This is a genomic window from Allomuricauda ruestringensis DSM 13258, from assembly GCF_000224085.1.
Classification (GTDB): domain Bacteria; phylum Bacteroidota; class Bacteroidia; order Flavobacteriales; family Flavobacteriaceae; genus Flagellimonas; species Flagellimonas ruestringensis.
In genome coordinates this window covers 1177368-1202531 of record NC_015945.1, presented here as the reverse complement: position 1 = coordinate 1202531, position 25164 = coordinate 1177368, and the positions used below count along the sequence as shown (strand labels likewise).

Here is a 25164-nt window from a genome sequence, read left to right as displayed (position 1 = left end):
CATGCCTAAAACCAATGAGGAACAAAGAAACAACTAATTTGAAAAACGGGACAACGCATTAATAAAATTTAACCCTCTGGCACCATGGCCATACTCAATACGGAAACCTCTATGTTTTTTTGTTGGAGAAGTGTTTGTGTACACGACTCAATGGTTGCCCCGGTAGTAATAACATCGTCCACCAAAAGCACATGCTTAAATTTTCCGCTGTATGATGCATTGAGATCAAAGGCATCTTTAGAGCTTTCCCAGCGACTTTGTCGGCCTTTTTTGGTCTGGGTTTTTATGTTTTTCACTTTTATCAACCAATCATCACAATACTCAGCACCTAAATTTTCCGCAATTGTATGCGCAAATAAGGCTACTTGATTGTAGCCGCGTTTTTTTAATTTTTTGGGATGTAAAGGAACTGGTACTACTGCATCAATATGGTCGAGTTGACCACTTTCTTTTAATTGGGCACCGCACCAATCCCCAAAAAAGCCTCCAATCTGTTCTTGGTTTTTGTATTTGAGCCAGTGTAATAAATTTTTTACCAATCCATTTTTTGAGAAGAAAACGAACGAGGCAGCTTTTTTTATCGGAATTCTACCATAAAATATACGGTCCACGGCATTTTCTTCCAGATAGTTATAATCGGTGAGTGGCACATCGTGTCGACAAACGGCACACAAAACATGTTCATCCCTGAATAATTGCGCATTACATCCAAAACATACCCTTGGCAATAGGATGTTGTTAATCTCGTTTATTATCTTAGCCAACCTTTTTGGTGTCAAATCTTATACATTTTTAGCGTAGTCTGTCAACCTCATGAGTTCCCAAGATAACAATTTCAACTACAAGATTATTTTTGCCGCTATGGCCGCGGTAATTGTGGGGATTCTTATTGCCTTTTATTACAGCTACGCCCAATCCAAAAACCAAATGATCTATTTGGAGGAGGAAAAATCACTTTTGGTAAAGGATTTAACATTGATGAGAGCAGAGGTCGACCGTTTATCAGGCTTGAACGAGGTGAACGAAATTGAATTGCAAACTTCGCGTTTCAGGGTACAACAATTGCTTGATTCAGTTGGAAGGTTAAACTTCAGTATTACCAAATTGAAGGAAACCAGAAAGGAACTTCGTAAATTGGAGTTGCGTTTTGACAGCCTCAAGCTCAAAAACAACTTTCTCCGATACAACAACAGTTTACTGGCAAGTAAGTACGACGAAACCTTGAAGCGGTTGGAAGAACTCCGAGGCAGGGCCAATAGTATGCAACAGACAGAATCTTTGCTTCGCGAGACCAATAAGGAACTTACCAAGGAACTCAAAATTAAAAGCTACTTAAAACTACAAGATGCTGAGGGCAGTGGGTTTAGGTTAAGGGCAGGCAGACCCATAAAAACCAATAAGGCCTCTGTAATCGAAAAATTGAGGGGATGTGTCACCATTCTAAGCGATCCCAGCTCGGATGGGGACATAAAAGTGCTATATCTCCAGTTTTTGGATCCCAACATGGCCGTTATCGAGGACAACGCCAATATAATTTCGGTTAGCGGAAATACATATAGCAAAAAGGTAGAGATTGTGTATACCGGAAAGGAAATCAGTATTTGTGATGCCATTACAGTACCCGAAGGCTCTTTGCCCGAGGGAATTTATACCCTAAATGTCTTTGAAGACGAAAGATTACTGGCTTCCACTGAATTTCAGCTGAAATAACATACTTCTTTTTGGGTAAAATTCTATTTTTGCCCAATGGCAAATCAGGAAGACATTTTTAAGAAGGTTATCTCCCACGCAAAGGAATACGGGTATGTATTTCAATCCAGTGAGATTTATGATGGACTTAGTGCAGTTTACGACTATGGTCAAAATGGCGCCGAGCTAAAGAAAAACATTCGCGAATATTGGTGGAAAGCCATGGTGCAGCTCAATGAGAACATTGTGGGCATCGATGCGGCGATATTTATGCACCCCACCACATGGAAGGCCTCTGGCCACGTGGATGCCTTTAACGACCCTCTAATAGATAACAAGGATTCCAAAAAAAGATACCGCGCCGATGTTTTGATCGAGGATCATGTGGCCAAGATCGAGGCCAAGATCGAGAAAGAGGTGAAAAAAGCAGCCAAAAGATTTGGCGATAGCTTTGACAAGGAACAATTCCTTGCTACCAACCAGCGTGTGGTGGATTATCAGGCAAAGGCTGATTCCATTTTAAAACGTATGGGCAAATCCCTCGAAAATGAGGATTTGGCCGATATAAAAGCCTTGATCGAGGAATTGGAGATTGCATGTCCGCTTTCAGGATCTAAAAATTGGACCGATGTGAAGCAGTTCAACCTAATGTTCGGAACCAAATTGGGAGCATCTGCCGATAGCGCCATGGACCTGTACCTTCGTCCAGAAACTGCACAAGGGATATTTGTCAACTTTTTGAACGTCCAAAAAACAGGAAGGATGAAAATTCCTTTTGGGATTGCCCAGACAGGTAAAGCCTTCCGTAACGAAATCGTGGCCCGTCAGTTTATCTTCCGAATGCGGGAGTTTGAACAGATGGAAATGCAATTCTTTATAAAACCGGGCACTCAAATGGAATGGTACGAAGCGTGGAAGGAAAAACGTATGAAGTGGCACCTTTCTTTGGGAATGGGAGAGGACAACTATCGTTTCCATGATCATGAAAAATTGGCGCACTATGCCGATGCAGCTTCGGATATCGAGTTTAGGTTCCCGTTTGGGTTCAAAGAATTGGAAGGAATCCATTCCCGTACCGATTTTGACTTGGGCAAGCATGAGGAATACTCGGGCAAGAAACTTCAATATTTTGACCATGAGGAGAACAAAAGCTACACCCCTTATGTGTTGGAAACTTCCATAGGACTTGATCGTATGTTCCTGGCCGTGTTCTCCAATTCATTACAAGAGGAGGAGCTCGAAAATGGTTCTACACGTACCGTACTTAAGATTCCGGCTGTGCTCGCACCCAACAAAGTGGCCGTTTTGCCATTGTTGAAGAGGGACGGACTGCCAGAAGTTGCCCAAAAATTGGTGGATGAGCTAAAATGGGATTTCAATGTGGATTATGATGAAAAAGATGCCGTAGGGCGTCGTTACCGTCGTCAAGATGCGGCAGGAACGCCTTTCTGCGTTACGGTGGACCATCAAACATTGGAAGACGATACAGTTACCATTAGACACAGGGATACCATGGATCAAAAACGCGTAAAGCTTTCAGAGGTGAAAGATATCATCTCCAAAGAAGTGGACATGCGCTACTGGTTACAAAAAATCTAAGGTTTAGAAGAGGCCTGTAATTTCTCCGTCATCGTTAATGTCGATACCTTCGGATGATGGATGTGCTGGTAATCCGGGCATACGCATAATGTTGCCCGTTATCGGAATAAGGAAACCTGCCCCAACAGCAATTTCAATCTCTCGCACGGTGATGATAAAATCTTTAGGCCTGCCCAATAATTTAGGATTGTCCGATAGTGACTTTTGGGTCTTGGCAATGCAAACGGGCAATTGATCTAAACCAAGGTCTGCGATTTTTCTCAGGTCAGCTTTGGCCTTCACGGTGTAATCCACGTATTCCGCACCATAAATTTCGGTGGCAATAGTGGCTATTTTGTCTTTTACGCTGGATTTCCAATCGTAAAGAGGTTGGAACTTGGATGCATCGGATGCTACAATCTCAATTACGGATTTAGCCAAATCTTCTGCACCTTCACCGCCCTTCTCCCAAACATTGGCAACGGCTACTCGAACACCTTTAGATGCCGCAAATGCTTTGATTGCCCCAATCTCTTCATCGGTATCTGAGATAAATTTATTGATGGCAATCACGGGAATCACTTTGAATTTAGCGATGTTTTCCAAATGCTTTTCCAAATTCGGCAAGCCTCTTTTCAAAGCTTCAACATTGGGTTCGGTCAACGATTTTAAATCTGCGCCACCATGGTATTTTAAGGCACGAATAGTTGTGGTAAGCACAACGGCCTTGGGCTTTAAACCAGCGCTTTGGCATTTGATGTCGAAGAATTTTTCAGCCCCTAAGTCAAATCCAAATCCTGCTTCCGTAACGGTGTAATCAGAATGAGACATTCCCATCAAAGTAGCGAGTACAGAGTTGGTTCCCTGGGCTATATTGGCAAAAGGCCCTCCGTGAATAATGGCTGGGTTGCCTTCAATGGTTTGTACCAAATTAGGTTTAATGGCATCCTTCAACAAGGCGGCCATGGCACCTTCCGCTTTTAAATCTTTGGCGTAGATAGGCTTTTTATCAAAAGTATACCCCACAAAAATATTTCCCAATCGCTCTTTTAGGTTGCTAAGACTTTCTGCTAAACAGAGAATGGCCATAATCTCAGAAGCGGCAGTAATATCAAAACCTGTTTCCCTTGGTACGCCCGAGGTTGTACCGCCGAGCCCAACAATCACGTGACGCAGGGAACGGTCGTTCATATCCATTACCCGTTTCCAACCAATGGTTCTCGGGTCCAATCGTAAAGAATTGGTCTTACTCTGAATATTGTTGTCAATAATGGCCGATAAGAGGTTGTGCGCCTTTTCAATGGCGGCAAAATCGCCCGTAAAGTGCAGGTTGATGTCCTCCATGGGCAATACTTGGGAATAGCCGCCTCCTGTAGCACCTCCCTTGATTCCAAAAACTGGGCCTAGCGATGGTTCCCGCAATACCACGGTTGATTTTTTGCCCAAACGGTTCAATCCTTCGGAAAGGCCTATGGACATGGTAGTTTTTCCCTCGCCAGCTGGGGTTGGGGAAATGGCCGATACCAAAATTAAATTACTGTTTTTGGCTTTGTCTCGGTTAATGGCCTTAAGAGGAAGTTTGGCCTTGTATTTCCCGAACATTTCAATGTGTTCCGGGTCGATTCCAAATTTTTCTGCAATGGTGGATATGTGTTTCAAAGAAACACCTTTGGCGATTTGTAAATCGTTCATAGTTTAGTTTTTATGCGCAAGGAAAGCATGTATCCTTCCCGTAATTGCTATACAAGATACATAATCGAGGGAGTAAAACTATGATATTTGTAGGTCCGTGAGGATTATTCCACTCTTCTACCTTCGGTGGTAAAAGATAAACCTTGCTGTCCCGAGGTGGAAATCATGACCCCTTCAAAATAAGGTTCGTGGGAAGTGGGTTTTATGGACCATTGAAAAAGAAAGTTGGCACCTGTTCCGCCTGATTTATCCTTTTCATCAATCACAATTTCAACGGTTTCCATGGGCTTTATGTAGATGGGCTCATCAAAATAAGTTCTGATGGGATTGCCCTTGGTATCAAAATACTCGGCTTTATGGATGTAGATGGTATCTCTCAGGTTGGTATTGCGCATACTTATGGTACTGGTAAGGTTGTGGGTACGGTGTTCGGTTTCACTATAAATCTCGGAATACACGGAGAGATACGAAATGCCATTCACCAAGGAATCTTGTTCGGAGATATGGGCCGTGCGATTGCTCCAGTTTACAGGATCGATGGAACTAACTTCTTTCTTGTTTTTTTCGGTACAGGAAAAAATCAGAAGTAAAAAAACAAATAGGACAATATTCTTCATGATGTGTCTATGTACTGACTAAGATACGAAATGGTAGATATTCAAAATCCAACCGTTCGAGTTTTTCCGAAGGAAAAGTATAGAGGAACCGAGTTTTCCTCATGCCCAACCTACCATCGGCAGGCAAGTTTCAGGGTGACGGGAAAGCTACTAATTCGTAGTAACAAAAATGAAAATTGAGTGGTATTTTGCCTTTATGTTGAACCAAACCCAAATCGCACAGCTCCAAGAATGGCTTACCGATACCTATGGTACTCCCGAGGAATTGGTCTATTACTTAGATTTGGCCGTGGAAATGTTATTTTATGTGGAAGAAGGAAATTTTGAGCAAAGGGAACTAAGGGATGTGGTGTTGATGTTGAGAGGGATGAAGAAATTTTTGGGTTAAAAATTGTAGTTACTTTAGTTTCTAAAAACTTTATGGATGATCCCCTCTCCAGTCTCCCCAAGGGGAGAGGTTTCCCTCCTTTGGAGGGATCAAGGGAGGACCTGATACCAGATGACGAAGAATTTCATTCTTTTCTTTAAAACCATGGATTTCAAATCCATGGTGGTTTATTTTTTCTTGATGGGCACCCAAAACTCTTCTTCGGATTCGGGGTGCTCTCCTTTGTATTTGGCTCCCATTAGTGCAAGGTAGGGCCTGCTATCCATTTCATATTCCGAATTTGGGAGCCAATCGGCATAAATATACCTGAAGGTTTCCATGGCCTCGCTTGGTTTTCCTTTGTATGGAAACACGGCGTATTTTCCTGAAGGAATCGTCAAGGTCTCCATGCCGTCGGGAATTTGGTCAAAATCTGATACAGCAATGGTGGCCCATTTTTCAAATACTTGGGCGGGGTCAAAATTTTGAAAAAAAGAAGTGTCGGGATAAATCTCGACCGAATAAAGGTCATCATTTATGGGATTTTTGATTTCCTTTTTCCTTGGTGAAAAACTACGCCAAAGCTCAAAAGTTTTATCATTGGCGAAAGATGTGCTCAGTTTTTTGCCAATTAATTTAGTAGGAAGTAGGGTTTCTATTCTTGGTACCATTCATCAAAATTTAAAAAACATAGTTTAATTGCACCCCCCCAAAATAATTACGTGCATTTCCTGGGTAATAATATCTGGGTTGTGCGTCTCCAAAACCAACGGCATTAATCAATACGGATTGGGCATAATTACTGTCAAAAATATTGTTGATTCCCGCATTCAGTCCTAAACTGATATGCGACGAAAGTGAGGTACGGAATCCCAACTTGGCATGGAACACATTAAAGGAGCTGCTACTCGCCGAATTGGCATCCGTTAGGGGGATTTCGTCCACAAACTGATGGGTCAGGTTCAGCTGTAACCCATTGGCATGTTGAAGGTCGACCCCCGAGCTTAACCGATGTTTTGGTACCCCGGTGAGTGGATTGCCCGAATAATCATTGTCCCCGTCCACAAAATCCACAAAACTATGATCGTTCAGCGTATAGCTTAAATATGGGGAAAAGCTAACCGACCGTGATAGCTTTCCTCGGTATTGCAAGTCCAGCTCAAGCCCTTGGTGACGGGTTTTCCCGGCATTTCTGCCAATATATTGGTCCTCTCCCACACGTTGGGCCACCAACAGGTTTTTCACGTTCATTCGGTATAGGGCAATGTTGGCGGAAAGCCTTTTTTGGAACAGTGTCCACTCGCTGCCCAACTCATAATTTGTTCCCGTTTCTTGGGCAATGTCCGGGTTGATGACTCCTTCTGGAGTGAGTGTTTCTTCCAAACTGGGATTGGAAAAGCCCCTACTTATGTTCGCATAGATTTTCCCGTTTTTTAATTGATAGTTGAGCCCAAGATTTGGGAGCAAAATCACATCAAAATCACGTTCTGCCGAGGCGTTGGCCTCTCCCTGGTTGAACAAGTCCCTAAAATCGTAATGGGTCTTGTTCAAGTTCAACCCCAATTGGGCGGAGAGATTTTTTGCGAAAGGGTAGGTAAGCGTCCCAAAAAGGTTGAACTGTCGCCTAAACTCTGTATTATTGCTCAATTGAGTTCCTTGTAAACTACCGTTGCCATTATTTTCTTCATACAGATTTTCAAAAGTGCCCCAATGGTATTCATCCTTATAGAATTCGCCACCAAAGGTGAACTGTGCTTTGCCCAAGTTGCCTGCAAAACGGCTCCGTAGGCCAAATCCGTTGGTAAACTCATCCAAAATATTGAAAGGCCTTGGCTCATAATGATCCAAATAGGTGTAGAAAACACTTGTGGTATTTTGGAGGTGTTCGGAAAACCGATAGGTGTGCGACAGGCCTGTTAAAATATATTTATTGGCCTCAAAACCCTGTGATTCCAACCAATTTGATGGTGCCCTCGTGGGGTCTTCTTCAAAATCTGTTTGGTTGATGGAACTTGGAATATGTGCTGTGTAGTCGATATAGTTCACCAGAAGAGCCATGCTGCTTTTTTGTCCTGTTTGGAACTGGGCGTTCAGCAGTAAACCATCACGTTGGAACTGACTGTTCTGTCGGTATCCATCAGTTTCCAAATGATTGTAACTCAAACTGAAGTTAAAACCTTCCTCCGAATGGGAGAATGTCAAGTTATCCTTGAGCATGTTATAAGACCCTACCGTGAACGAATTAATGAGTTGGGTCTTGTCTTGGACAGATGCTTTGGTGTCAAGCAAAATGGCACCGCCCAGATTGGAACCATAGGCGGTGGCTTTTGGGCCTTTTATGACCTCTACGGCACCCAAATTCTCAAAATCGTAGGCCTCTATAGTGGAGGAGCCAGTGCCATTGGTCACGGGAATACCGTTAAAGTACATGCGTAGCTTGTTGGTTCCGTAGGGAGTTCTTGCACCGATGCCGCGAATGGTAATACGGTTGGTATTGATGGCCCCAGATAGGATGTACACACCCGAAATCTGGTTGATGGCAGAGGGGATGTCCGTAGGATTGAACCGCTCAAAAGCTTGGGTAGATAATTTTGATGAAGAAGTGATGCCAGTAGCTTTTTTAGGAATTGCATCTTGGGTTAAGACAATTTCATCCAATTGTGTAATGGAGTCTTTTTGCGTGTTTTGAGCTGAAATTGTATTAAAGCAACACAAAAATAGACCAAACAAAAATCTATTTATATTTTGATGGGATAGTTTCAAAGTAAGTGAGATTAATTTTTTAGGGTGACTGTTTTTCCTTCTTTTGCACTTTTTCGGGCTGCATCCAGTATTTCAACAACTGTCATATTGTTTTCCAAGGAAGAAAGGTCATTAGGGCCTAAGTGAATATCCTCCCTTATCACTGCTGCGAATAAAGAAAATGGATCGTTATAGGGACTGGTGCGTTCTTCAAGGGTTATTTGTTCTTCATGGAATCCGTCATAGCCTTCTGCAATTCGAATACGCAGGTTGTTTCGGTTATCGGCATAAATGGCCCCTGTGAGACCATAAAGCTCCATATCTTTTCTTCCGATGGGCCAGTTCCATGAAGGTTCGAGTATAGCCTGACAATCGTTATAGGTAAGTATTATTGTGGCATCATCATCCACTTTGGGGTTGTTCTCGGTTTGAAGTTGTTGGGTAACAGCGGTTACCGTATTCGGTTTTGTCCCTTTTTTAAGCCAAGTTATCAAATTGGCCCCGTAACATCCAAAATCTGTTATGGCTCCACCACCGTTGAGCACCGGATCTTGCAGCCAATCCAAAAATTCTTGATTCACACCAATTTTTACAGGTCCGCGATGGCCATCGCGGACAATTACCTTGCGCAAATCGCCAATTTTTCCATTTTCAAGAAGCTCTTTGGCCTTGTGGTTTGTGGGGTACCAAGTTGTTTCATAATTGGTTAGCAAATGGATGCCATGTTTTTCGGCCAATATTTTCATTTTTTTTGCGTGCTGCATATTGACGGCAAGAGGTTTTTCAACCATGACATGAATTCCTTTGGGGGCACAGGTTTGTACAACTTCCAAATGGCCGTAAATGGTTCCAAATGCAGTAACAGCCTCTGGTTTGGTGGCTGAAATCATTTCCTCCAAACTATTATAGACCAAATCCATCGAAAAACCATGTTGTTTTGCATAACGTTGTGCTAATTCCCGATTAGGTTCCGCAATACCAACAATTTCAACATCACCAATATCTTCTCTACCCAAAATCCAATGTACATGGGAGTGGGTAAGCCCTGCAATACCTATTTTTAGGGGGTTGGTTTGGGCATTTCCTGAGAAAAAATTTAAACAGCAAAAAAGGAGGATGAATATATTTCGCAACATGATGGGATTTTTAATGAGTAAATAAAGATAGGAACTAATCGGTAAGATTGTTCAATAGTGTTCGAGTGTCCATAATTGTTGCAAACTCATCTTTTAAGTTGGCCATTTCTGTTTGAAAAATAATGTCTGCACCATATTTTTTTCCATCAAACCCAATTTTATCAAAGGCCGCAGTGGCATCAGAAACCAAAATAACATTAAAACCAAGGTTTGAGGCCATTCGCACCGAGGTAGAAATACAATGTTCAATGGTTAGTCCCGCAATCACCAAGTTGGAAATATTTTGAGCTTTTAAACTTGCCTCCAGATGGGTTCCGATAAAAGCGCTGTTCACATCTTTTTCAAATACAGGTTCGTTGATCGTTGGTTGCACGGCTGGATGAAAATCGTTGCCCATCTTACTGGGGTGCAAGGGAGAACTAAGGTTGGTCGAATTGTGCTTTATATGAAAAATGGGCAAATGTTTTTTTCTGAAGTGTTTGAGTAGTCTGCCACAATTTTCTTCCGCTTCGGGATTGTTTCGTTCTGTGCCGTAATACTTCATTTCTTGTAGCCCAAGTTGGGTGTCGATTAGAATAAGTGCGGTCATGAGGATGAATTTTGATCTAAAAATACGGGAAAACATCAAGAAAGCAGGTGTTGATTCTTTTCATCAATGCATCCATTGGTAAATTCAATTTTAGGGAGCCGTTCACAATAGCTATTTTTGAACAAATTTGATTATATGAAGATCATATCATACAATGTTAACGGAATCCGGGCGGCAATGAACAAAGGGTTTGTGGATTGGTTGACATCCGTTGGTCCAGACGTAGTTTGTTTGCAAGAGACCAAGGCCATGAAAGAGCAAGTGGATACCCATCTTTTTGAGGAAGCGGGTTACCCTTACCACTATTGGTTCAGTGCCCAGAAAAAAGGATACAGCGGTGTGGCTTTACTATGTAAAAATGAACCTGATAACGTAGAATTCGGAACGGGAATAGATTATATGGATCATGAGGGGAGAAACATCCGTGCCGATTTTGGAGACCTCTCTGTAATGAGCATGTATTTGCCATCTGGCACCAATATGGATCGTTTGGATTTTAAGTTGACCTACATGGCCGATTTTCAAATATATTCAGAGGAGCTCCGAAAAGAACACCCCAACCTAATTGTTTGTGGGGATTACAATATCTGTCATGAGGCAATAGACATCCACGATCCCGTTCGCAACAAAAATGTATCAGGATTTTTACCCGTGGAGCGGGAATGGATAGGCAATTTTATGGAAAGTGGTTTTATTGATAGTTTCAGACATTTCAACAAAGAACCCGATAATTACACGTGGTGGAGTTATCGGGCCAATGCCAGGGCAAACAATAAAGGCTGGCGTCTGGATTATGGAATGGTTGCCGAACCCTTGGAAGATCGGCTCAAGCGTTCTGTGATTTTGTCCGAAGCCAAACATAGCGACCATTGCCCCATTTTATTGGAACTTGAAAAATAAAATTGGGGTAAAGACCGAAGTTTTTGTTTCAGTACCTTTAACTGTCCTAAACCAAAAAAGATGAAATACACCAGAATTCCACATACCGATATCCGAATATCCAAAATTTGTTTGGGAACTATGACCTGGGGCCGCCAAAACAATGAAGATGAGGCGCATGAACAGATGGACTATGCCTTGGATCAAGGTATAAACTTTTTTGATACGGCCGAGCTGTACCCAGTGCCCGCCAAGAAAGAACTGTACGCAGTAACCGAAGAGTTTATAGGGAACTGGCTCAAAAAAACAGGTAATCGGGACAAAGTGGTGCTTGCATCTAAAATAGCTGGGCCTGGACACGCTGCGAAGCACATTCGTAACACGGGGTTCAGTAAGGAATCCATTATCAGTGCTGTGGAGGACAGCTTAAAACGTTTACAAACCGATTATATCGACTTGTACCAACTCCATTGGCCGGAGCGGAACACCAATTATTTTGGACAACGTGGCTACAATGCCCATGCGGTTGATGTTTGGGATGATAATATCCATCAAGTATTGGAAACATTGCGCGATTTGATTGCCGAAGGCAAGATTCGTCACGTAGGACTATCCAACGAGACACCGTGGGGCGCCATGCGTTTTTTAGAAGAGAGCAAGGTGCACCAGTCTTTACCTAGAATGCTGACAGTTCAAAACCCATATAATCTCTTGAACCGATTGTTTGAAGTTGGACTATCCGAGGTTGCCATGCGTGAGCAAATAGGTTTGTTGGCTTATTCTCCACTTGGATTTGGAGTGTTGAGCGGTAAATATTTGACCGAAATACCGCCAAGAAAAGCAAGAGTAACATTGTTTCCCAATTATAATAGGTATAGTGGAGAAACGGCGGTACAAGCTACCGAAAAATATGCCCAATTGGCCAAAGAACACGGTTTGAGCATGGTGCAAATGGCCTTGGCCTTTGTTAATACCCGACCCTTTTTAACCAGTAACATTATTGGGGCAACCAGTATGGAGCAGCTCAAGGAAAATATTGGCAGTATCGATGTAGACCTTTCCGATGCGGTGTTGGACAGGATTGAAGAAATCCATAGAGAGATTCCAAATCCCGCACCGTAAATTATTCTAAGGCATAAGCACGGTATTCATCACCCGAAGGGGTACCCATTTTGCCTCCTCCGCAGGAAATCACGACGTATTGTTTCCCATCGACTTGATAGGTAATGGGTGTGGCATAACCACCGGCAGGAAGCTGGTCTTCCCAGAGTTGTTTGCCCGACTTCATGCTGAATGCACGGATTTTTTCATCTTTTGTGGCCGCAATAAAGAGCACCCCACCTTTGGTGACGACAGGACCGCCATAATTTTCCAAGCCTGAAACGGAAACATTGGGGTCGTCCAAACTTTCTTCATGCCCCAAAGGCACCGACCACAGATATTCCCCTGAGTTGAGGTCGATGGCATTCAAGGTGCCCCATGGCGGTTTTACCACAGGATAACCCCTATCATCTTTAAATCTGGCAAAACTGGCCACGGAATAGGGCACATCAACTTTTAATTTTTCTACCCTATGGTCTTTGGCTTCCTCCATACCCATAACAAACTCGGTAATGGCATTGGTTTCCTCCTCGGAAAGGTTGGGCATGCCCGGCATGGCACCACGCCCTTTTTGGATAATGGTTTTTATGGAATCGGATTCCAATCGCAACTTCACATTTTGAAGCTCTGGGATTCCGTTCAAGCCTTGTAAATCGCCACCGTGGCATCGGGCACAATGGATTTGAGCCAAGCTTTGCCCCACACTGGAACCTTTTCCATCACTACCAACTTCTTTCATTTTAATGATCCAAGCCATTTCATTGGCGTTAACGTACATCACCCCATCCCTAGGGTCGAGTGCCGCTCCGCCCCATTCGGCCCCACCGTCGGCCCCTGGGAATAAAATCACTCCAGTGGTATCCATCGGTATAAATTGTCCTTGTGATGTAATGGAGTTGAATTTTTCCAGCACAGTTGGATTGTCCTTGGTTTCATTCCCTTGAACCAAATCATCAACAAAAGCAGTTCTGTCCGGTGCGTATAAATCGTCTTCTGTCAAAATTTGACGGGCAAAAGGAGCTGGTTTTAAGGGTAAGGGTTGAGTTTCGAATGCTTTTTCACCAAGCAGTGTGGAACTTGGATAGGCTTTTTCCTCTATGGGAAACAGAGGTTCTCCAGTTATTCGGTTGAACACAAATACGTGGCCACTTTTGGTTACTTGTGCTACTGCTGGAATGGTTTGTCCGTCCCTAACAATATCCACCAGGTTGGGTGGTGCGGGCAAGTCCCGGTCCCAAATATCGTGGTGTACCATTTGAAAATGCCAAATCCGCTCCCCGGTATTGGCATTTAGTGCCAACAGGGAATTGGCAAACAGGTTGGATCCTTCGCGGTCGCCACCGTACCAGTCAAAAGCGGCCGAACCCGTAGGAATATAAACAATACCCTGTTCGTTGTCCAAAGCCATGCCAGGCCAGCTGTTGGCACCACCAACTTTTTTATAGGCTTCGACAGGCCAGGTATCGTAACCAAACTCTCCTGGTTGGGGAATGGTGTGGAATGTCCAAAGGATTTCGCCCGTGAACACATCATAAGCCCGTATGTGCCCTGGTGAAGAGCCGGGGCCTTCGCCTACTCGTGTACCTTGAATCAATATGTTATGAAAAATGGCTCCAGGGGTATTGGATACTACGGACAGCTTATTGGGGTCTCTGCCCAAGCCATCCCGAAGGTCAATGCTGCCGTTGTTGCCAAAATCGGTAATGGGCTCGCCCGTTTCGATATTGATGGCGTACAGTTTTGGCCCAGAGGAAAAAAAGATACGACCAGGTGCTTTACCATCCGATTTCCAATAATTTAATCCGCGATTGAGACCCAAGCCCGATTCATCCTTGGTTTTGGGTGAAAATTTCCAGATTTCTTTCCCTGTTTTCGCATTTATAGCGAATAATTCAATGGCTGCATTAACGCCATAGAGGGTATTGCCTACCATTAAAGGACTGGTCTGTATTTGGGTTGTTCTTCCTTCTTGCTGACCTCCGCTTTTATAGCTCCATGCCAATTTTAATTGTGTAACGTTTGAAGTGTCGATTTGATCAAGATTGGAAAAATGTGTTCGTTCGGGGTCTCCCAAATAATGTTCCCAAGTGGTGAAATAGGGTTTGTTGGCTGAGTTGGGTTTTGGTTCGGAACAGGAAGTCAATAGGGCTAAGCAAAGAAGAAGGAAATATCTTTTCATGTGCAGTTTTAAGGTTTTTTTAATTGAATATTCGTAATCAATCATGATACCCTGTCTCTTCGAGCCTTTCGACTCCGTTCAAGATAAACTTAAGTCGAGAAGTTATTAGACCCAACGCTATAGAAATGAAGTCTCGACCTGACAACTTTTTGTTTATATGATTGATTGCGGACAATTGGATTTTTTAAATATATAAATAAACCATCAAAAAGAAAGATTATCCGAATAGATGGGCGACAACATCTTCAATTTTTGAGACTTTCCGGACCTGAATACCTGTCTTTTTTAAACCGATTTTGTTGTTTTTGGAGATAAATATGGTCGAAAAACCCAATTTTTCAGCTTCAAGAATACGCTGATCTACTCGCTGCACGGGTCTAATTTCGCCAGCAAGTCCAACTTCCGCGGCAAAACAAACGCCTTTTTCAATGGCGATGTCCGAATTGCTGGATAGGATGGCGCCCATAACTGCCAAATCAATTGCGGGATCATCTACGGAAATTCCGCCTGTAATGTTCAAGAAAACATCCTTGGCACCCAATTTAAAACCTGCCCGCTTTTCCAAAACGGCCAAAAGCATGTTCAATCTTTTGGCATTGAAACCTGTAGCAGAACGCTGTGGTGTTCCGTAAACGGCTGTACTTACCAAAGCTTGGATTTCAATAAGCAAAGGTCTCATACCTTCAACAGTTGCCGCAATGGCAGTACCGCTCAGGTCTTCCTCATTTTTGGAGATCAACACTTCGGACGGATTGTTCACTTCACGTAAACCACTTCCTTGCATTTCGTAAATACCCAGTTCGGCTGTGGAACCAAATCGGTTTTTGAGGGAACGAAGGATACGATACACGTAATTACGGTCACCTTCAAACTGAAGAACGGTATCCACCATGTGCTCCAGAATCTTAGGTCCTGCAATGGTGCCATCTTTAGTGATGTGCCCCACTAAAATAACAGGTGTATGGCTCTCTTTTGCAAATTTGATGAGCTCTGCGGTGCTTTCACGGATTTGTGAAATGCTTCCTGCCGCAGATTCGATATAATCGGTGTGCAGCGTTTGTATGGAATCTATTACGACCAAATCGGGCTCAATGGTCGATATTTGCTGAAAAATGTTTTGGGTTTTGGTTTCGGTAAGGATGTAGCAATTTTCGCTGTTGGGTTGAATACGATCGGCTCGCATTTTTATCTGCCGTTGACTTTCTTCCCCCGAAACATATAGAATTTTGTAGGGTAGTTTTAACGCAATTTGAAGCAACAAGGTACTTTTTCCAATACCTGGTTCTCCTCCCAGTAAAGTAAGCGAACCCGGTACCAATCCACCTCCCAAAACACGATTGAACTCTTGGTCCAAGGTATCCAGTCGGAGTTCTTTTTCTTGTGTAATTTCGGAAACACGTAGGGGTTTGTTGGCTTGTTTGGCAGTTTTGTTGGTCTTCCAACTTTTTTTGTCTTCTTTTTGGACCACTTCTTCCACAATGGTGTTCCACTCCTTGCAAGAGGAACATTGCCCAATCCATTTTGGGAATTGGGTTCCACAGTTTTGACAAAAAAATGCTGTTTTGGTTTTGGCCATTAAAAATAAATGAAGGGTCTAAGATATGGATTTTTGGATGTTATCCGATTTGTGTAAGTTATCCCAAACCGTATAAAGTCCTGTTAACCTAAAAAATAATTTATTAACACTGGTTTTAAAAGCAATTTTATTTTGTCAGCACTGAATATGATAACATTTAACTTTATAGCAACAAAAAATCCTGTGAAGCTAGCTTCACAGGATTAATCTAAAGTTCATTAAATCTGTCAACCTATTTCAGGTTAACCAAGAATTTATTTTTTAATCGGCCAGAACAATTACTTTATTGTCCTTCATCTCAACAGTACCGCTTGTGATTGCCAAAACAGTTTCTCCATTTTTTCCTTTGGAAAACTTATCGGCAAAGGCTTCATCTATAGAGATGTTGCCCTTTACTTTTACGTTTCCCTTTTGCAACAAAGAAACAACAGGTGCGTGGTTCTCCAGCATTTGGAACTCGCCATTTATACCAGGAACGGTAACCGCAGTTACATCGCCTGAGAATAAGGTAGCTTCGGGTGATACTATTTCTAAATACATGTTTTCTAGTTATGAGTCATGACTTGTTTAGGCTTCCGCCAACATTTTCTCTCCAGCCTCGATAGCTTCTTCGATGGTACCTTTAAGGTTGAAGGCAGATTCTGGCAAGTGATCTAGTTCACCGTCCATGATCATGTTAAATCCTTTAATAGTCTCTTTAATGTCAACCAACACCCCAGGAATACCGGTAAACTGTTCTGCTACGTGGAATGGCTGTGACAAGAAGCGTTGTACACGTCTTGCCCTACCTACGGCCAATTTATCTTCTTCAGAAAGTTCCTCCATACCCAAGATGGCGATAATATCCTGAAGCTCTTTATAACGTTGCAACAACTCTTTTACACGTTGTGCACAGTCGTAGTGTTCTTTACCCAAAATTTCAGGGGTCAAAATCCTAGAAGTGGAATCCAAAGGATCCACAGCAGGATAAATACCCAGCTCGGCAATTTTACGGGAAAGTACGGTTGTGGCATCCAAGTGAGCAAATGTTGTGGCTGGTGCTGGATCCGTCAAGTCATCCGCAGGTACGTAAACCGCCTGCACCGATGTAATGGAACCTCTTTTTGTTGATGTAATCCTTTCTTGCATGGCACCCATTTCTGTTGCCAATGTTGGTTGATAACCCACCGCAGATGGCATACGACCTAAAAGTGCAGATACCTCGGAACCTGCTTGAGTAAAACGGAAAATGTTATCAACAAAGAAAAGAACGTCTTTTCCTTGTCCTTCTCCCGATCCATCACGGAAATATTCTGCAATGGTCAATCCAGACAATGCAACACGAGCACGTGCTCCCGGTGGTTCGTTCATCTGACCGAACACAAAGGTTGCCTTGGATTCCTTCATGGCGCTTTTGTCTACTTTGGATAAATCCCATCCTCCTTCTTCCATGGAGTGCAAGAAATCGTCCCCGTATTTTATAATTCCGGATTCCAACATCTCACGAAGCAAATCGTTTCCTTCACGGGTACGTTCACCAACACCTGCGAACACGGACAAACCACCGTGACCTTTTGCAATGTTGTTGATCAACTCCTGAATCAATACCGTTTTACCAACCCCGGCACCACCGAACAATCCAATTTTACCACCTTTTGCATAAGGCTCGATAAGGTCGATTACTTTAATACCCGTAAAAAGTACTTCTGTTGAAGTGGAAAGGTCTTCAAATTTTGGTGCTTCACGGTGAATTGGAAGACCATTGTCTCCAGTTTTAGGTAAGTTTTCCATACCATCGATGGCGTCACCGATCACATTGAAAAGACGTCCGTAAACATCTTCGCCAATTGGCATTTGAATTGGATTTCCGGTAGCTACTACCTCTACACCCCTGCTCAAACCATCGGTAGAGTCCATAGAGATGGTTCTTACGGTATTCTCACCAATGTGTGATTGTACTTCCAAAACCAATTTTGAGCCATCAGCTTTTGCTATTTCAAGGGAGTCATAAATTCTTGGGATTACTACCCCTGATTCAAACTCAACATCAATGACCGGGCCTATAATTTGGGCAACCTTACCTGTTACTTTAGACATTAGTATGTTTATTTATAATTGAATACGCGGAAAATGACCGCTATTTTTTCGGCTGCAAAGATATGCTTTTACATTTTTATTCAGAAACCCATTTCAGCTTTTTTTTAAAGAAAAAAGGCGCTGGAAAATCCAACGCCTTTTCTTTTGCTTGCCTACTGTTGTTTAGGGATTTATGCTCCAAGATAAATAGTATATGGAACCGATAAATCCTGTACCGATTGCCGTGTAGTATTCATCACCCAAAAGATTGGATCCACCAAGTTTAAAAACAGATTTGATGGATGGAACCGAATAGTTGATTTGGGCATCCAACACAGTGTATGCTGGAATATTGCCATCGGCAAACGAAGCTTCCCAGTAATAACTGTCACTCCAACGGTAGTTTACGTTAAAACCAAAGTTTTTGAAAAGCGCTGCATTCCCGAAAGAAGCTTTTACCTTGTGCTTTGGAGTATTAAAGTTAGTTCTCAAATCTGGATATTTACCTTCATCAATGTCCAATTCGGCGAATGTGTAGTTGACCCCAAGGTCAAAGTTTCCAAGTTTGGTATCTACACCAACGGTACCTCCGTAGGAATTGATATCTGCCTCGGAATTGGTATAGGTTTGATACACTTGGTAATCTCCGTTCTGAAGTGCCAACAAGGAAAGACCTCCATCTCCTGCTTCACCATAAAAAGGAACAGCTGTGGTGGTATTGGCCAAAAAGTCGGAATAGCTATTGTAGTATCCGCTCAAGTCAATGGTGAACTTACCCACTTGCCCACGATAACCTGCTTCATAAGCTATGATTTCCTCGGGTTTAACAAGTGGTGTATTGACTACTTCAGGAGCTCCAGCTTGTAAGGAACTTACGGAATAGGCATTTTCATAGGCTTCACGACCTACAATTTCCACTGTAGCGGGTTGACCAAGATCCTCCTGAGCTTTCTCACTTATATCAAATGTTCTCACATCCCTGTCCAAGTTTGATGGTGCGGAACCTACCAAAATAGCACGTCCTGCATTTAAACCAATGAACAAGTCCTGTGTTGTTGGATTTCTAAACCCTTGCTGTACTGAAACCCTAAGGTTATGGTTTCTTTCTTCTCCCAAGGTGTAGGCAAAAGAAACTCTTGGCGAAAGAAATCCATCAAAAAATTCATTTTTATCATAACGGGCAGAACCTGTAAATTTTAAACGGTCATCCAAAAATTTCTTCTGTACTTGAAGGTAGGCTCCGTACTCGTTGTATTTGATGGGACCATCAATATCTGTAAAAATGGTTCCATTGGAATTCAACTCATATTCCCTGAACGAACCTCCGATTTGAATATCGGCCCAATCATCTATCAGGTGGGCAATATTGTAATTACCGTTTACGTGACGGAATTTGGTTTTATCAATGAACTTTGCCCCTGTGGTTAAGTCCCCATCATTGATAACCTTATTGAATGCACTTTCAAACGCTGGTGTCCCGGGAATCAATCTTCCTTCATCTGCATAAGCTCTTGCCGCGGCATGTGCTTGTACAGATGCATCCTCACGGGAAGTTCCTTGCTGAAAAAGTCCTAAAAATGTAGGTATATATGTCCCTATGTAATCGCCAAACCATGATCTTTCATTCGGGTTACTTGGATTTGGTATATCTCTCTTCCAAAGTCTGTTCACATTGATTGCTGCAAAACGAGTATCGTAAGCATCGCCCGAGTTTTCGGAAACAATGTATCCCCTTAAAAAGAAATTATCGTTCTTGATTTCCAACTTGTGCTGCTGCATGGTAAACCCACTTACCGCATACCGGTTAGCTCCTTGATAAATGGTGGTGCCGCGACCAATTCTACTGTTAAGAATCACTTCCAAATCATCTGCAAAGGGCCTGTAATGCAATGCAAAATCCGCTTTTACACTTTCCGCACCATAGTCGGCCAAATCGGCTTCATCATACCCTGTTCTGGAAACCACCGCTGAACCTATGGTACCACTAGGCAACCCTGCAAATGAGTCGAAATTTATTAAATCCGAAACCTCATCACCGTACACATTTAATCCGTCGTAGGCTGGATTGGAACGGTCGGCTCCCGGATTGTTCAAATCCGCTCTGCTGTTGGCATGCCAATCCTCACCGGTCAGAACCGATAGGTTTGCCTTAACGGCTACTTTATCGCTGAATGCGTGGGCCGCACGCACTCCAAAATCTTTATAAAAATTGCTTCCCGCAGCGTCTTGGGTGGTTACCCCGCCTTTGGCGTAGGCACTTATCCCTTGAAAATCGAACGGGTTTTTACTTCTCATGAACAGTATACCGTTAAAAGCACCTGCTCCATACAAAGCGGAGGAAGCTCCTGGAAGGATTTCCACGCTCTGCACATCCAGCTCCGACATCCCCACAAGGTTACCCAAAACAAAGTTAAGTCCGGGGGCGGTGTTGTCCATTCCATCTACCAACTGTAAAAATCGGTTGTTGGCAAAGGTTGCAAAACCTCTGGTGTTCACGGATTGAAACGTTAAACTGTTTGTATTAATATCCACTCCCTTCAAGTTTTGAAGACCACCATAAAAGGATTCTGCCGTAGTGTTTTTAATTTCCCTAAGACCAAATCTTTCAACGGATACGGGAGACTCAAAAATACGTTCGGGAGTTCTTGAAGCTGAAATCACAATTTCGTCCAACAGGGTGTTAGCTTCCGAAAGTGTAATAGTAAGTGTCTGGTTGTTTGAAGTGACATTCGCTGTAAAATCCGAGAAACCTATACTGGAAAATTGAAGCTGAAAAGGGGGCTCTTCATCAGTATTAAAGGTAAAATTTCCATCAAAGTCCGTAGTGGTTCCTTCTGCTTTCCCAACCAAGACCACATTGGCTCCCGGTATGGGCTCGTTATTTTCATCAACTACCTTTCCCTGTACGGTGGTCTGACCATAAGTTGCCAAACCCAACAGCATTAGGGAAAGAAACATAAGTTTTTTCATTTGCTATGGATTAGAGTTAATTTAGTTATTGTGCATGTTAAGTATCAATCGGGAAGATACATTTTTTTTTATTTTGATTATACAAATTTGAAAAAAATTATGCATGCATAATACTTTTTTGGCAAAAAATCCTATTTAAATATACGTTTTCAACAAAAAAAGGTGCCGTTTCCAGCACCTTTTTTGTTTGATCTTATGTTTTTACTTTCTATTCTACCGTAACGGATTTAGCCAAATTTCTCGGCTGATCTACATTACAACCTCTCATTACGGCGATATGGTATGAAAGTAATTGTAACGGAATTGTTGTGAGTAGCGGTGATAGGCTTTCTGAAGTTTCCGGCACCTCGATTACATGGTCCGCCAACTCTTTTACGGTTTCGTCACCTTCTGTTACTATGGCTATGATTCGTCCTTTTCTGGATTTTATTTCCTGGATATTGCTTACTACTTTTTCGTAGTGGCCTTTTTTGGTGGCAATTACTACGACTGGCATTTGCTCATCGATCAAAGCGATGGGTCCGTGCTTCATCTCTGCGGCAGGATAGCCTTCTGCATGGATGTAACTAATTTCTTTCAGTTTTAAAGCTCCCTCCAGCGCCACGGGGAAATTATATCCTCTTCCCAAATATAGGCAGTTAGGTGAATCTTTATAAGTTTCTGATATTTCTTCTACCAAAGTATTGGACAACAATGCCTTTTCCACTTTAGCCGGTACAGCCTCCAATTCTGCTAAGTATTCATGGTACTTGGATTGAGAGAGTGTCCCTTTTTCTTGCGCCAATTTTAAAGCAATCAAGGTCAATACCGTAATCTGCGTGGTAAATGCCTTGGTCGAAGCCACTCCTATTTCCGGTCCAGCATGTGTATAGGCTCCTGCGTAGGTTTCTCTGGCTATGGATGAACCCACTACGTTACAAACCCCAAATACAAACGCTCCTTTTTCTTTTGCCAGTTTTATTGCAGCTAAAGTATCTGCAGTTTCTCCAGACTGTGAGATAGCTATCAGCACATCATTCTCTGTAATTACCGGGTTACGGTACCTGAATTCCGAGGCATATTCCACCTCAACAGGTATCCTTGCCATGTCCTCAAAAATATATTCCGCTACCAAACCAGCGTGCCACGAAGTACCGCAGGCTACGATTATGATTCTGTTGGCGTTGAGGAATTTTTCGAGGTTCTGATCAATACCGGACATTTTAATAATACCCTTATCTGCCAGCAAACGTCCCCTATAGGTATCCAAAATAGCCTTGGGCTGCTCATAGATTTCTTTGAGCATAAAATGATCATAGCCGCCTTTTTCTATTTCTTCCAGGTTGAGCTGTAACTCTAGAATATTAGGGTAGGCAATGGCATCGTCCTTGATTTTACGTAGCTTGATTTCCTTGCCAATCCTTACAATGGCCATTTCCTCGTCTTCAAGATATACGGCATTGTTAGTGAATTCTATAAATGGAGAGGCATCAGAGGCAATAAAATATTCGTTTTCCCCGATTCCGATAGCGAGGGGACTACCTAATTTGGCGACCACGATTTCATCGGGCTTGTTTTTATCAAACACCGCAATGGCATACGCTCCTACAACTTGGTTCAATGCAATCTGAACGGCTTTACCCAGTTTTACCCCTTCTTTTTTCTTGACTTCTTCAATTAGGTTGATGAGCACTTCGGTATCGGTATCCGATTCAAAGGTGTAACCTCTTTTGATAAGTGCTTGTTTAATGGACTCATAGTTTTCTATGATTCCATTGTGAATAATCACCAAATCACCTGAATTGGAGTAATGGGGGTGTGAATTTACATCGTTGGGAACGCCATGGGTAGCCCATCTCGTATGACCTAGACCTAATTTTCCTTTGATGGGAATAGAAGCTTCGGCCTTGTTTTTTAAATCTTCAACTTTACCCTTTGTTTTGGCAAGATGGATGTTCTCTCCATCGTACAAGGTAATTCCTGCACTGTCGTATCCTCTATATTCTAGCCTTTGAAGTCCTTTTATTATTACTGGATAGGCATCTCTATGACCAATGTAACCAACTATTCCACACATAAGATTTTTTTAGTTAATAACCATTTGGGGGTTGGTCATCAAATTTAAAAGGTATACGTTAAAATATGTAGTTCTGGTTCTTTAAAACGATAAACGTTCAAAAAACTACGATAAATTCGTACTTTTAATTGGCCTCGGTGTAGTGAATTTCCAATTTGAGTTTCTTGCCTTCTTCTCCATTGGACACATTACTCCCATATAAAACCGTACCCAAAGGACTTATGGATGCTGCAACAGGATAATCGATTCCCTGCATATCGCTACCAACCACTTCTTGAACACCTATAAAGTTAATATTAGGGGTCAAAGTCAGCCCTAATTTGGCGTTTGCAGAATCCCTGACGATAATATTGTTGATATGTTCCGTAATACGGATTTTATATTTTACACCTCGGTTATTTTCTTTCTCCAAAAGTCCACCGTGATTTAGAAAATATTTTAATGGATTTGAACCGGAATTAACTGTTGGGTCTTCATTAGATGCATCAAATAGGGGTCGATTGGTTTCTGCATTGTACAAATAAAGCCTCGGTGGTTCTACGACCGACTCATCCAGCGTTCCACGATCCACATAGAATACCAAATTGGCTTCGTTGATCACCCAATTGTTCTGCTTGATCTGGTTAATAATGTTTGCTCCTCCGTTTTCCACTTCTTCAAACAAGCGTACCTCGGCAAGTGTGGCACCGCCTTTTACATATATTCTAGAAGCATTCTCTCCACTGTTCAAGGCATTCTCTACTTCTGGCGGTAACATTTCATTCTCAAAAATATTTACGGCATTTCCAGTAACCCCTGTTTGGGAACTCACAAGAAAGTTTAATACAAAATCCTTTTCGGATGTTACTTCTTCCTCGGTTTCGGCGTCATAATCATCGTACGTATAGGTAATGGTAATATTTGCTTCGGACAAATCCAGCAAGAACATTAACTGCTCCATATCGGTTCCCGATAAATGTACTCCCCGAAGGAAATTTTTAAAATTGGAACTGCTCAATAGCTCAGCTTGACCTTCTTTGTCCAAAATGTTTTGTTGGAAGAAATCCTTGTTTAGCTCTACACGGATACCTGGGTTTAATCTACTGGTTATTTCCTTGGACTCGTCAACGTCCTCTGTATCGGGATCATCTTCGTTATCACGGAACAACATTTCCTCATCGTCTATGGTTACCTCTCCATTAAAAAGTGTTTCACCAATAAAACTGGAAAAATCCTGATTGGAATAATATTCCTGTGCCTGTTCAAAATTGGAATTTGGATCCAAGTCCCGAAGAAAGTAATTGGATCTAGAGACCACCAAATTAAAAGTCTGTTCTTCATCGCTATAGCCATAAATACTGTCCAAATCGAACTTATTTGGATAATTGTTTGACACAAAATTATCCTCAGTTCCATCCTCATCGGGGTCATAGGGGTTTGAACCTTGGACCCGCTCTTGGTTATCGGTTACCCCGTCACCGTCCCAATCGGAATTAGGGTCGTCAACGTCATCATCGCTTTTTTCCAACTCGTCGGGCACTCCATCTCCATCCGAATCGGGCGAAGGTGATGTTTGAAAAGGTATGTATAAATAGACCTCTTTTACGGTTTCGTTCTCTTGATCGTTATCTGGATCGTCCTCGTCTGTTTGGGAAATATCACCAAACGTGGGTGATGTTGTGGACAACTGAAGCTGGGAAATGATGCTGGCCTTCCTTTGGCCATAAATGGGATCATTAAAGGTGCCCAATTGGTATAGCGGCAATTTATTGGTCTGTACCGCAGTAATGCCTTTGTTATAGGCAAACACATCGTACTCCACTTTACCGGTTGTAAAAGGCTCTCCTGCAATAACACCTTCACCTATGGTGTCCAATTCGTCTTCACAAGAAGCAATTAGTAAAAACAAAGTTCCAAACAGTGCCGAAACTTTGATAATCTTGGAAAATCTCATTAAAT

19 protein-coding genes are annotated in these 25164 nt (G+C 42.5%); 5 read left to right on the top strand and 14 right to left on the bottom strand.

Annotation, left to right across the window (positions count from 1 at the left end; translation table 11 throughout):
• Positions 1-68: 68 nt before the first annotated feature.
• Complete coding sequence (locus MURRU_RS05405; protein ID WP_148261481.1) at positions 69-764, bottom strand: ComF family protein; 696 nt, start codon at positions 762-764, stop codon at positions 69-71.
• A 49-nt stretch (positions 765-813) separates the two neighbouring features.
• Between MURRU_RS05405 and MURRU_RS05400 the strand changes: the two genes are divergently transcribed.
• Together MURRU_RS05400 and MURRU_RS05395 are read left to right on the top strand one after the other, a co-directional pair.
• Positions 814-1710, top strand: a complete 897-nt coding sequence (locus tag MURRU_RS05400; protein ID WP_014032421.1) for a hypothetical protein — start codon at positions 814-816, stop codon at positions 1708-1710.
• Positions 1711-1746: 36 nt separating this feature from the next.
• A complete protein-coding gene (locus tag MURRU_RS05395) occupies positions 1747-3288 on the top strand; it encodes a glycine--tRNA ligase (RefSeq protein ID WP_014032420.1) in 1542 nt (513 codons plus the stop codon).
• Between the two features lie 3 nt (positions 3289-3291).
• Here MURRU_RS05395 and MURRU_RS05390 read toward each other — a convergent pair whose 3' ends face one another.
• Both MURRU_RS05390 and MURRU_RS05385 read right to left on the bottom strand, forming a co-directional pair.
• Positions 3292-4959 (bottom strand): formate--tetrahydrofolate ligase, encoded by a 1668-nt coding sequence (locus tag MURRU_RS05390; RefSeq protein ID WP_014032419.1) that lies wholly within the window; start codon positions 4957-4959, stop codon positions 3292-3294.
• Between the two features lie 104 nt (positions 4960-5063).
• Entirely contained in the window at positions 5064-5576 is a 513-nt protein-coding gene (locus MURRU_RS05385) for a DUF3124 domain-containing protein (protein ID WP_014032418.1), read from the bottom strand.
• 169 nt (positions 5577-5745) lie between these two features.
• On the opposite strand from MURRU_RS05385, the gene MURRU_RS05380 reads away from it, so the two are divergent.
• The gene (locus tag MURRU_RS05380) at positions 5746-5964 is read left to right on the top strand and encodes a hypothetical protein (RefSeq protein WP_014032417.1); all 219 of its coding nucleotides are present in this window, start codon (positions 5746-5748) and stop codon (positions 5962-5964) included.
• A 167-nt stretch (positions 5965-6131) separates the two neighbouring features.
• Here the strand turns inward: MURRU_RS05380 and MURRU_RS05375 are convergent, their stop codons facing one another.
• The 4 genes from MURRU_RS05375 to MURRU_RS05360 form a co-directional block, all read right to left on the bottom strand.
• The gene (locus MURRU_RS05375) at positions 6132-6614 is read right to left on the bottom strand and encodes a GyrI-like domain-containing protein (protein WP_014032415.1); all 483 of its coding nucleotides are present in this window, start codon (positions 6612-6614) and stop codon (positions 6132-6134) included.
• A gap of 10 nt (positions 6615-6624) precedes the next feature.
• Entirely contained in the window at positions 6625-8601 is a 1977-nt protein-coding gene (locus tag MURRU_RS05370; RefSeq protein ID WP_245545065.1) for a TonB-dependent receptor family protein, read from the bottom strand.
• Between the two features lie 116 nt (positions 8602-8717).
• Positions 8718-9821 carry a Gfo/Idh/MocA family protein gene (locus MURRU_RS05365; protein ID WP_014032413.1) on the bottom strand — a complete coding sequence of 368 codons (1104 nt, stop codon included), beginning with the start codon at positions 9819-9821 and terminating at the stop codon, positions 8718-8720.
• 34 nt (positions 9822-9855) lie between these two features.
• Positions 9856-10410, bottom strand: a complete 555-nt coding sequence (locus MURRU_RS05360; protein WP_014032412.1) for a cysteine hydrolase family protein — start codon at positions 10408-10410, stop codon at positions 9856-9858.
• Between the two features lie 135 nt (positions 10411-10545).
• On the opposite strand from MURRU_RS05360, the gene MURRU_RS05355 reads away from it, so the two are divergent.
• Both MURRU_RS05355 and MURRU_RS05350 read left to right on the top strand, forming a co-directional pair.
• A complete protein-coding gene (locus MURRU_RS05355) occupies positions 10546-11310 on the top strand; it encodes an exodeoxyribonuclease III (protein WP_014032411.1) in 765 nt (254 codons plus the stop codon).
• 60 nt (positions 11311-11370) lie between these two features.
• Positions 11371-12411, top strand: a complete 1041-nt coding sequence (locus MURRU_RS05350; RefSeq protein ID WP_014032410.1) for an NADP(H)-dependent aldo-keto reductase — start codon at positions 11371-11373, stop codon at positions 12409-12411.
• A 1-nt stretch (position 12412) separates the two neighbouring features.
• Here MURRU_RS05350 and MURRU_RS05345 read toward each other — a convergent pair whose 3' ends face one another.
• The 7 genes from MURRU_RS05345 to MURRU_RS05315 form a co-directional block, all read right to left on the bottom strand.
• On the bottom strand, positions 12413-14569 hold the full coding sequence (locus MURRU_RS05345) for an outer membrane protein assembly factor BamB family protein (protein ID WP_014032409.1): 2157 nt from the start codon (positions 14567-14569) through the stop codon (positions 12413-12415).
• Between the two features lie 217 nt (positions 14570-14786).
• Positions 14787-16145 carry a DNA repair protein RadA gene (gene radA / locus MURRU_RS05340; RefSeq protein ID WP_014032408.1) on the bottom strand — a complete coding sequence of 453 codons (1359 nt, stop codon included), beginning with the start codon at positions 16143-16145 and terminating at the stop codon, positions 14787-14789.
• A 261-nt stretch (positions 16146-16406) separates the two neighbouring features.
• Positions 16407-16685, bottom strand: coding sequence for a F0F1 ATP synthase subunit delta/epsilon (locus tag MURRU_RS05335; protein WP_014032407.1), 279 nt, complete (start codon positions 16683-16685; stop codon positions 16407-16409).
• A gap of 27 nt (positions 16686-16712) precedes the next feature.
• The gene (gene atpD / locus MURRU_RS05330; RefSeq protein ID WP_014032406.1) at positions 16713-18221 is read right to left on the bottom strand and encodes a F0F1 ATP synthase subunit beta; all 1509 of its coding nucleotides are present in this window, start codon (positions 18219-18221) and stop codon (positions 16713-16715) included.
• 162 nt (positions 18222-18383) lie between these two features.
• Positions 18384-21170, bottom strand: coding sequence for a TonB-dependent receptor (locus MURRU_RS05325; protein ID WP_014032405.1), 2787 nt, complete (start codon positions 21168-21170; stop codon positions 18384-18386).
• A 208-nt stretch (positions 21171-21378) separates the two neighbouring features.
• The gene (gene glmS / locus MURRU_RS05320; protein ID WP_014032404.1) at positions 21379-23226 is read right to left on the bottom strand and encodes a glutamine--fructose-6-phosphate transaminase (isomerizing); all 1848 of its coding nucleotides are present in this window, start codon (positions 23224-23226) and stop codon (positions 21379-21381) included.
• Between the two features lie 124 nt (positions 23227-23350).
• The gene (locus MURRU_RS05315) at positions 23351-25159 is read right to left on the bottom strand and encodes a DUF4270 domain-containing protein (protein WP_014032403.1); all 1809 of its coding nucleotides are present in this window, start codon (positions 25157-25159) and stop codon (positions 23351-23353) included.
• Between the last annotated feature and the right edge of the window lie 5 nt (positions 25160-25164).

Coding starts and splice junctions, on each gene's coding strand:
- MURRU_RS05400 (WP_014032421.1), top strand. CDS start 814: ATGAGTTCCCAAGATAACAATTTCAACTACAAGATTATTTTTGCCGCT.
- MURRU_RS05395 (WP_014032420.1), top strand. CDS start 1,747: ATGGCAAATCAGGAAGACATTTTTAAGAAGGTTATCTCCCACGCAAAG.
- MURRU_RS05390 (WP_014032419.1), bottom strand. CDS start 4,959: ATGAACGATTTACAAATCGCCAAAGGTGTTTCTTTGAAACACATATCC.
- MURRU_RS05385 (WP_014032418.1), bottom strand. CDS start 5,576: ATGAAGAATATTGTCCTATTTGTTTTTTTACTTCTGATTTTTTCCTGT.
- MURRU_RS05380 (WP_014032417.1), top strand. CDS start 5,746: ATGAAAATTGAGTGGTATTTTGCCTTTATGTTGAACCAAACCCAAATC.
- MURRU_RS05375 (WP_014032415.1), bottom strand. CDS start 6,614: ATGGTACCAAGAATAGAAACCCTACTTCCTACTAAATTAATTGGCAAA.
- MURRU_RS05365 (WP_014032413.1), bottom strand. CDS start 9,821: ATGTTGCGAAATATATTCATCCTCCTTTTTTGCTGTTTAAATTTTTTC.
- MURRU_RS05360 (WP_014032412.1), bottom strand. CDS start 10,410: ATGACCGCACTTATTCTAATCGACACCCAACTTGGGCTACAAGAAATG.
- MURRU_RS05355 (WP_014032411.1), top strand. CDS start 10,546: ATGAAGATCATATCATACAATGTTAACGGAATCCGGGCGGCAATGAAC.
- MURRU_RS05350 (WP_014032410.1), top strand. CDS start 11,371: ATGAAATACACCAGAATTCCACATACCGATATCCGAATATCCAAAATT.
- MURRU_RS05345 (WP_014032409.1), bottom strand. CDS start 14,569: ATGAAAAGATATTTCCTTCTTCTTTGCTTAGCCCTATTGACTTCCTGT.
- radA (WP_014032408.1), bottom strand. CDS start 16,145: ATGGCCAAAACCAAAACAGCATTTTTTTGTCAAAACTGTGGAACCCAA.
- MURRU_RS05335 (WP_014032407.1), bottom strand. CDS start 16,685: ATGTATTTAGAAATAGTATCACCCGAAGCTACCTTATTCTCAGGCGAT.
- atpD (WP_014032406.1), bottom strand. CDS start 18,221: ATGTCTAAAGTAACAGGTAAGGTTGCCCAAATTATAGGCCCGGTCATT.
- MURRU_RS05325 (WP_014032405.1), bottom strand. CDS start 21,170: ATGAAAAAACTTATGTTTCTTTCCCTAATGCTGTTGGGTTTGGCAACT.
- glmS (WP_014032404.1), bottom strand. CDS start 23,226: ATGTGTGGAATAGTTGGTTACATTGGTCATAGAGATGCCTATCCAGTA.
- MURRU_RS05315 (WP_014032403.1), bottom strand. CDS start 25,159: ATGAGATTTTCCAAGATTATCAAAGTTTCGGCACTGTTTGGAACTTTG.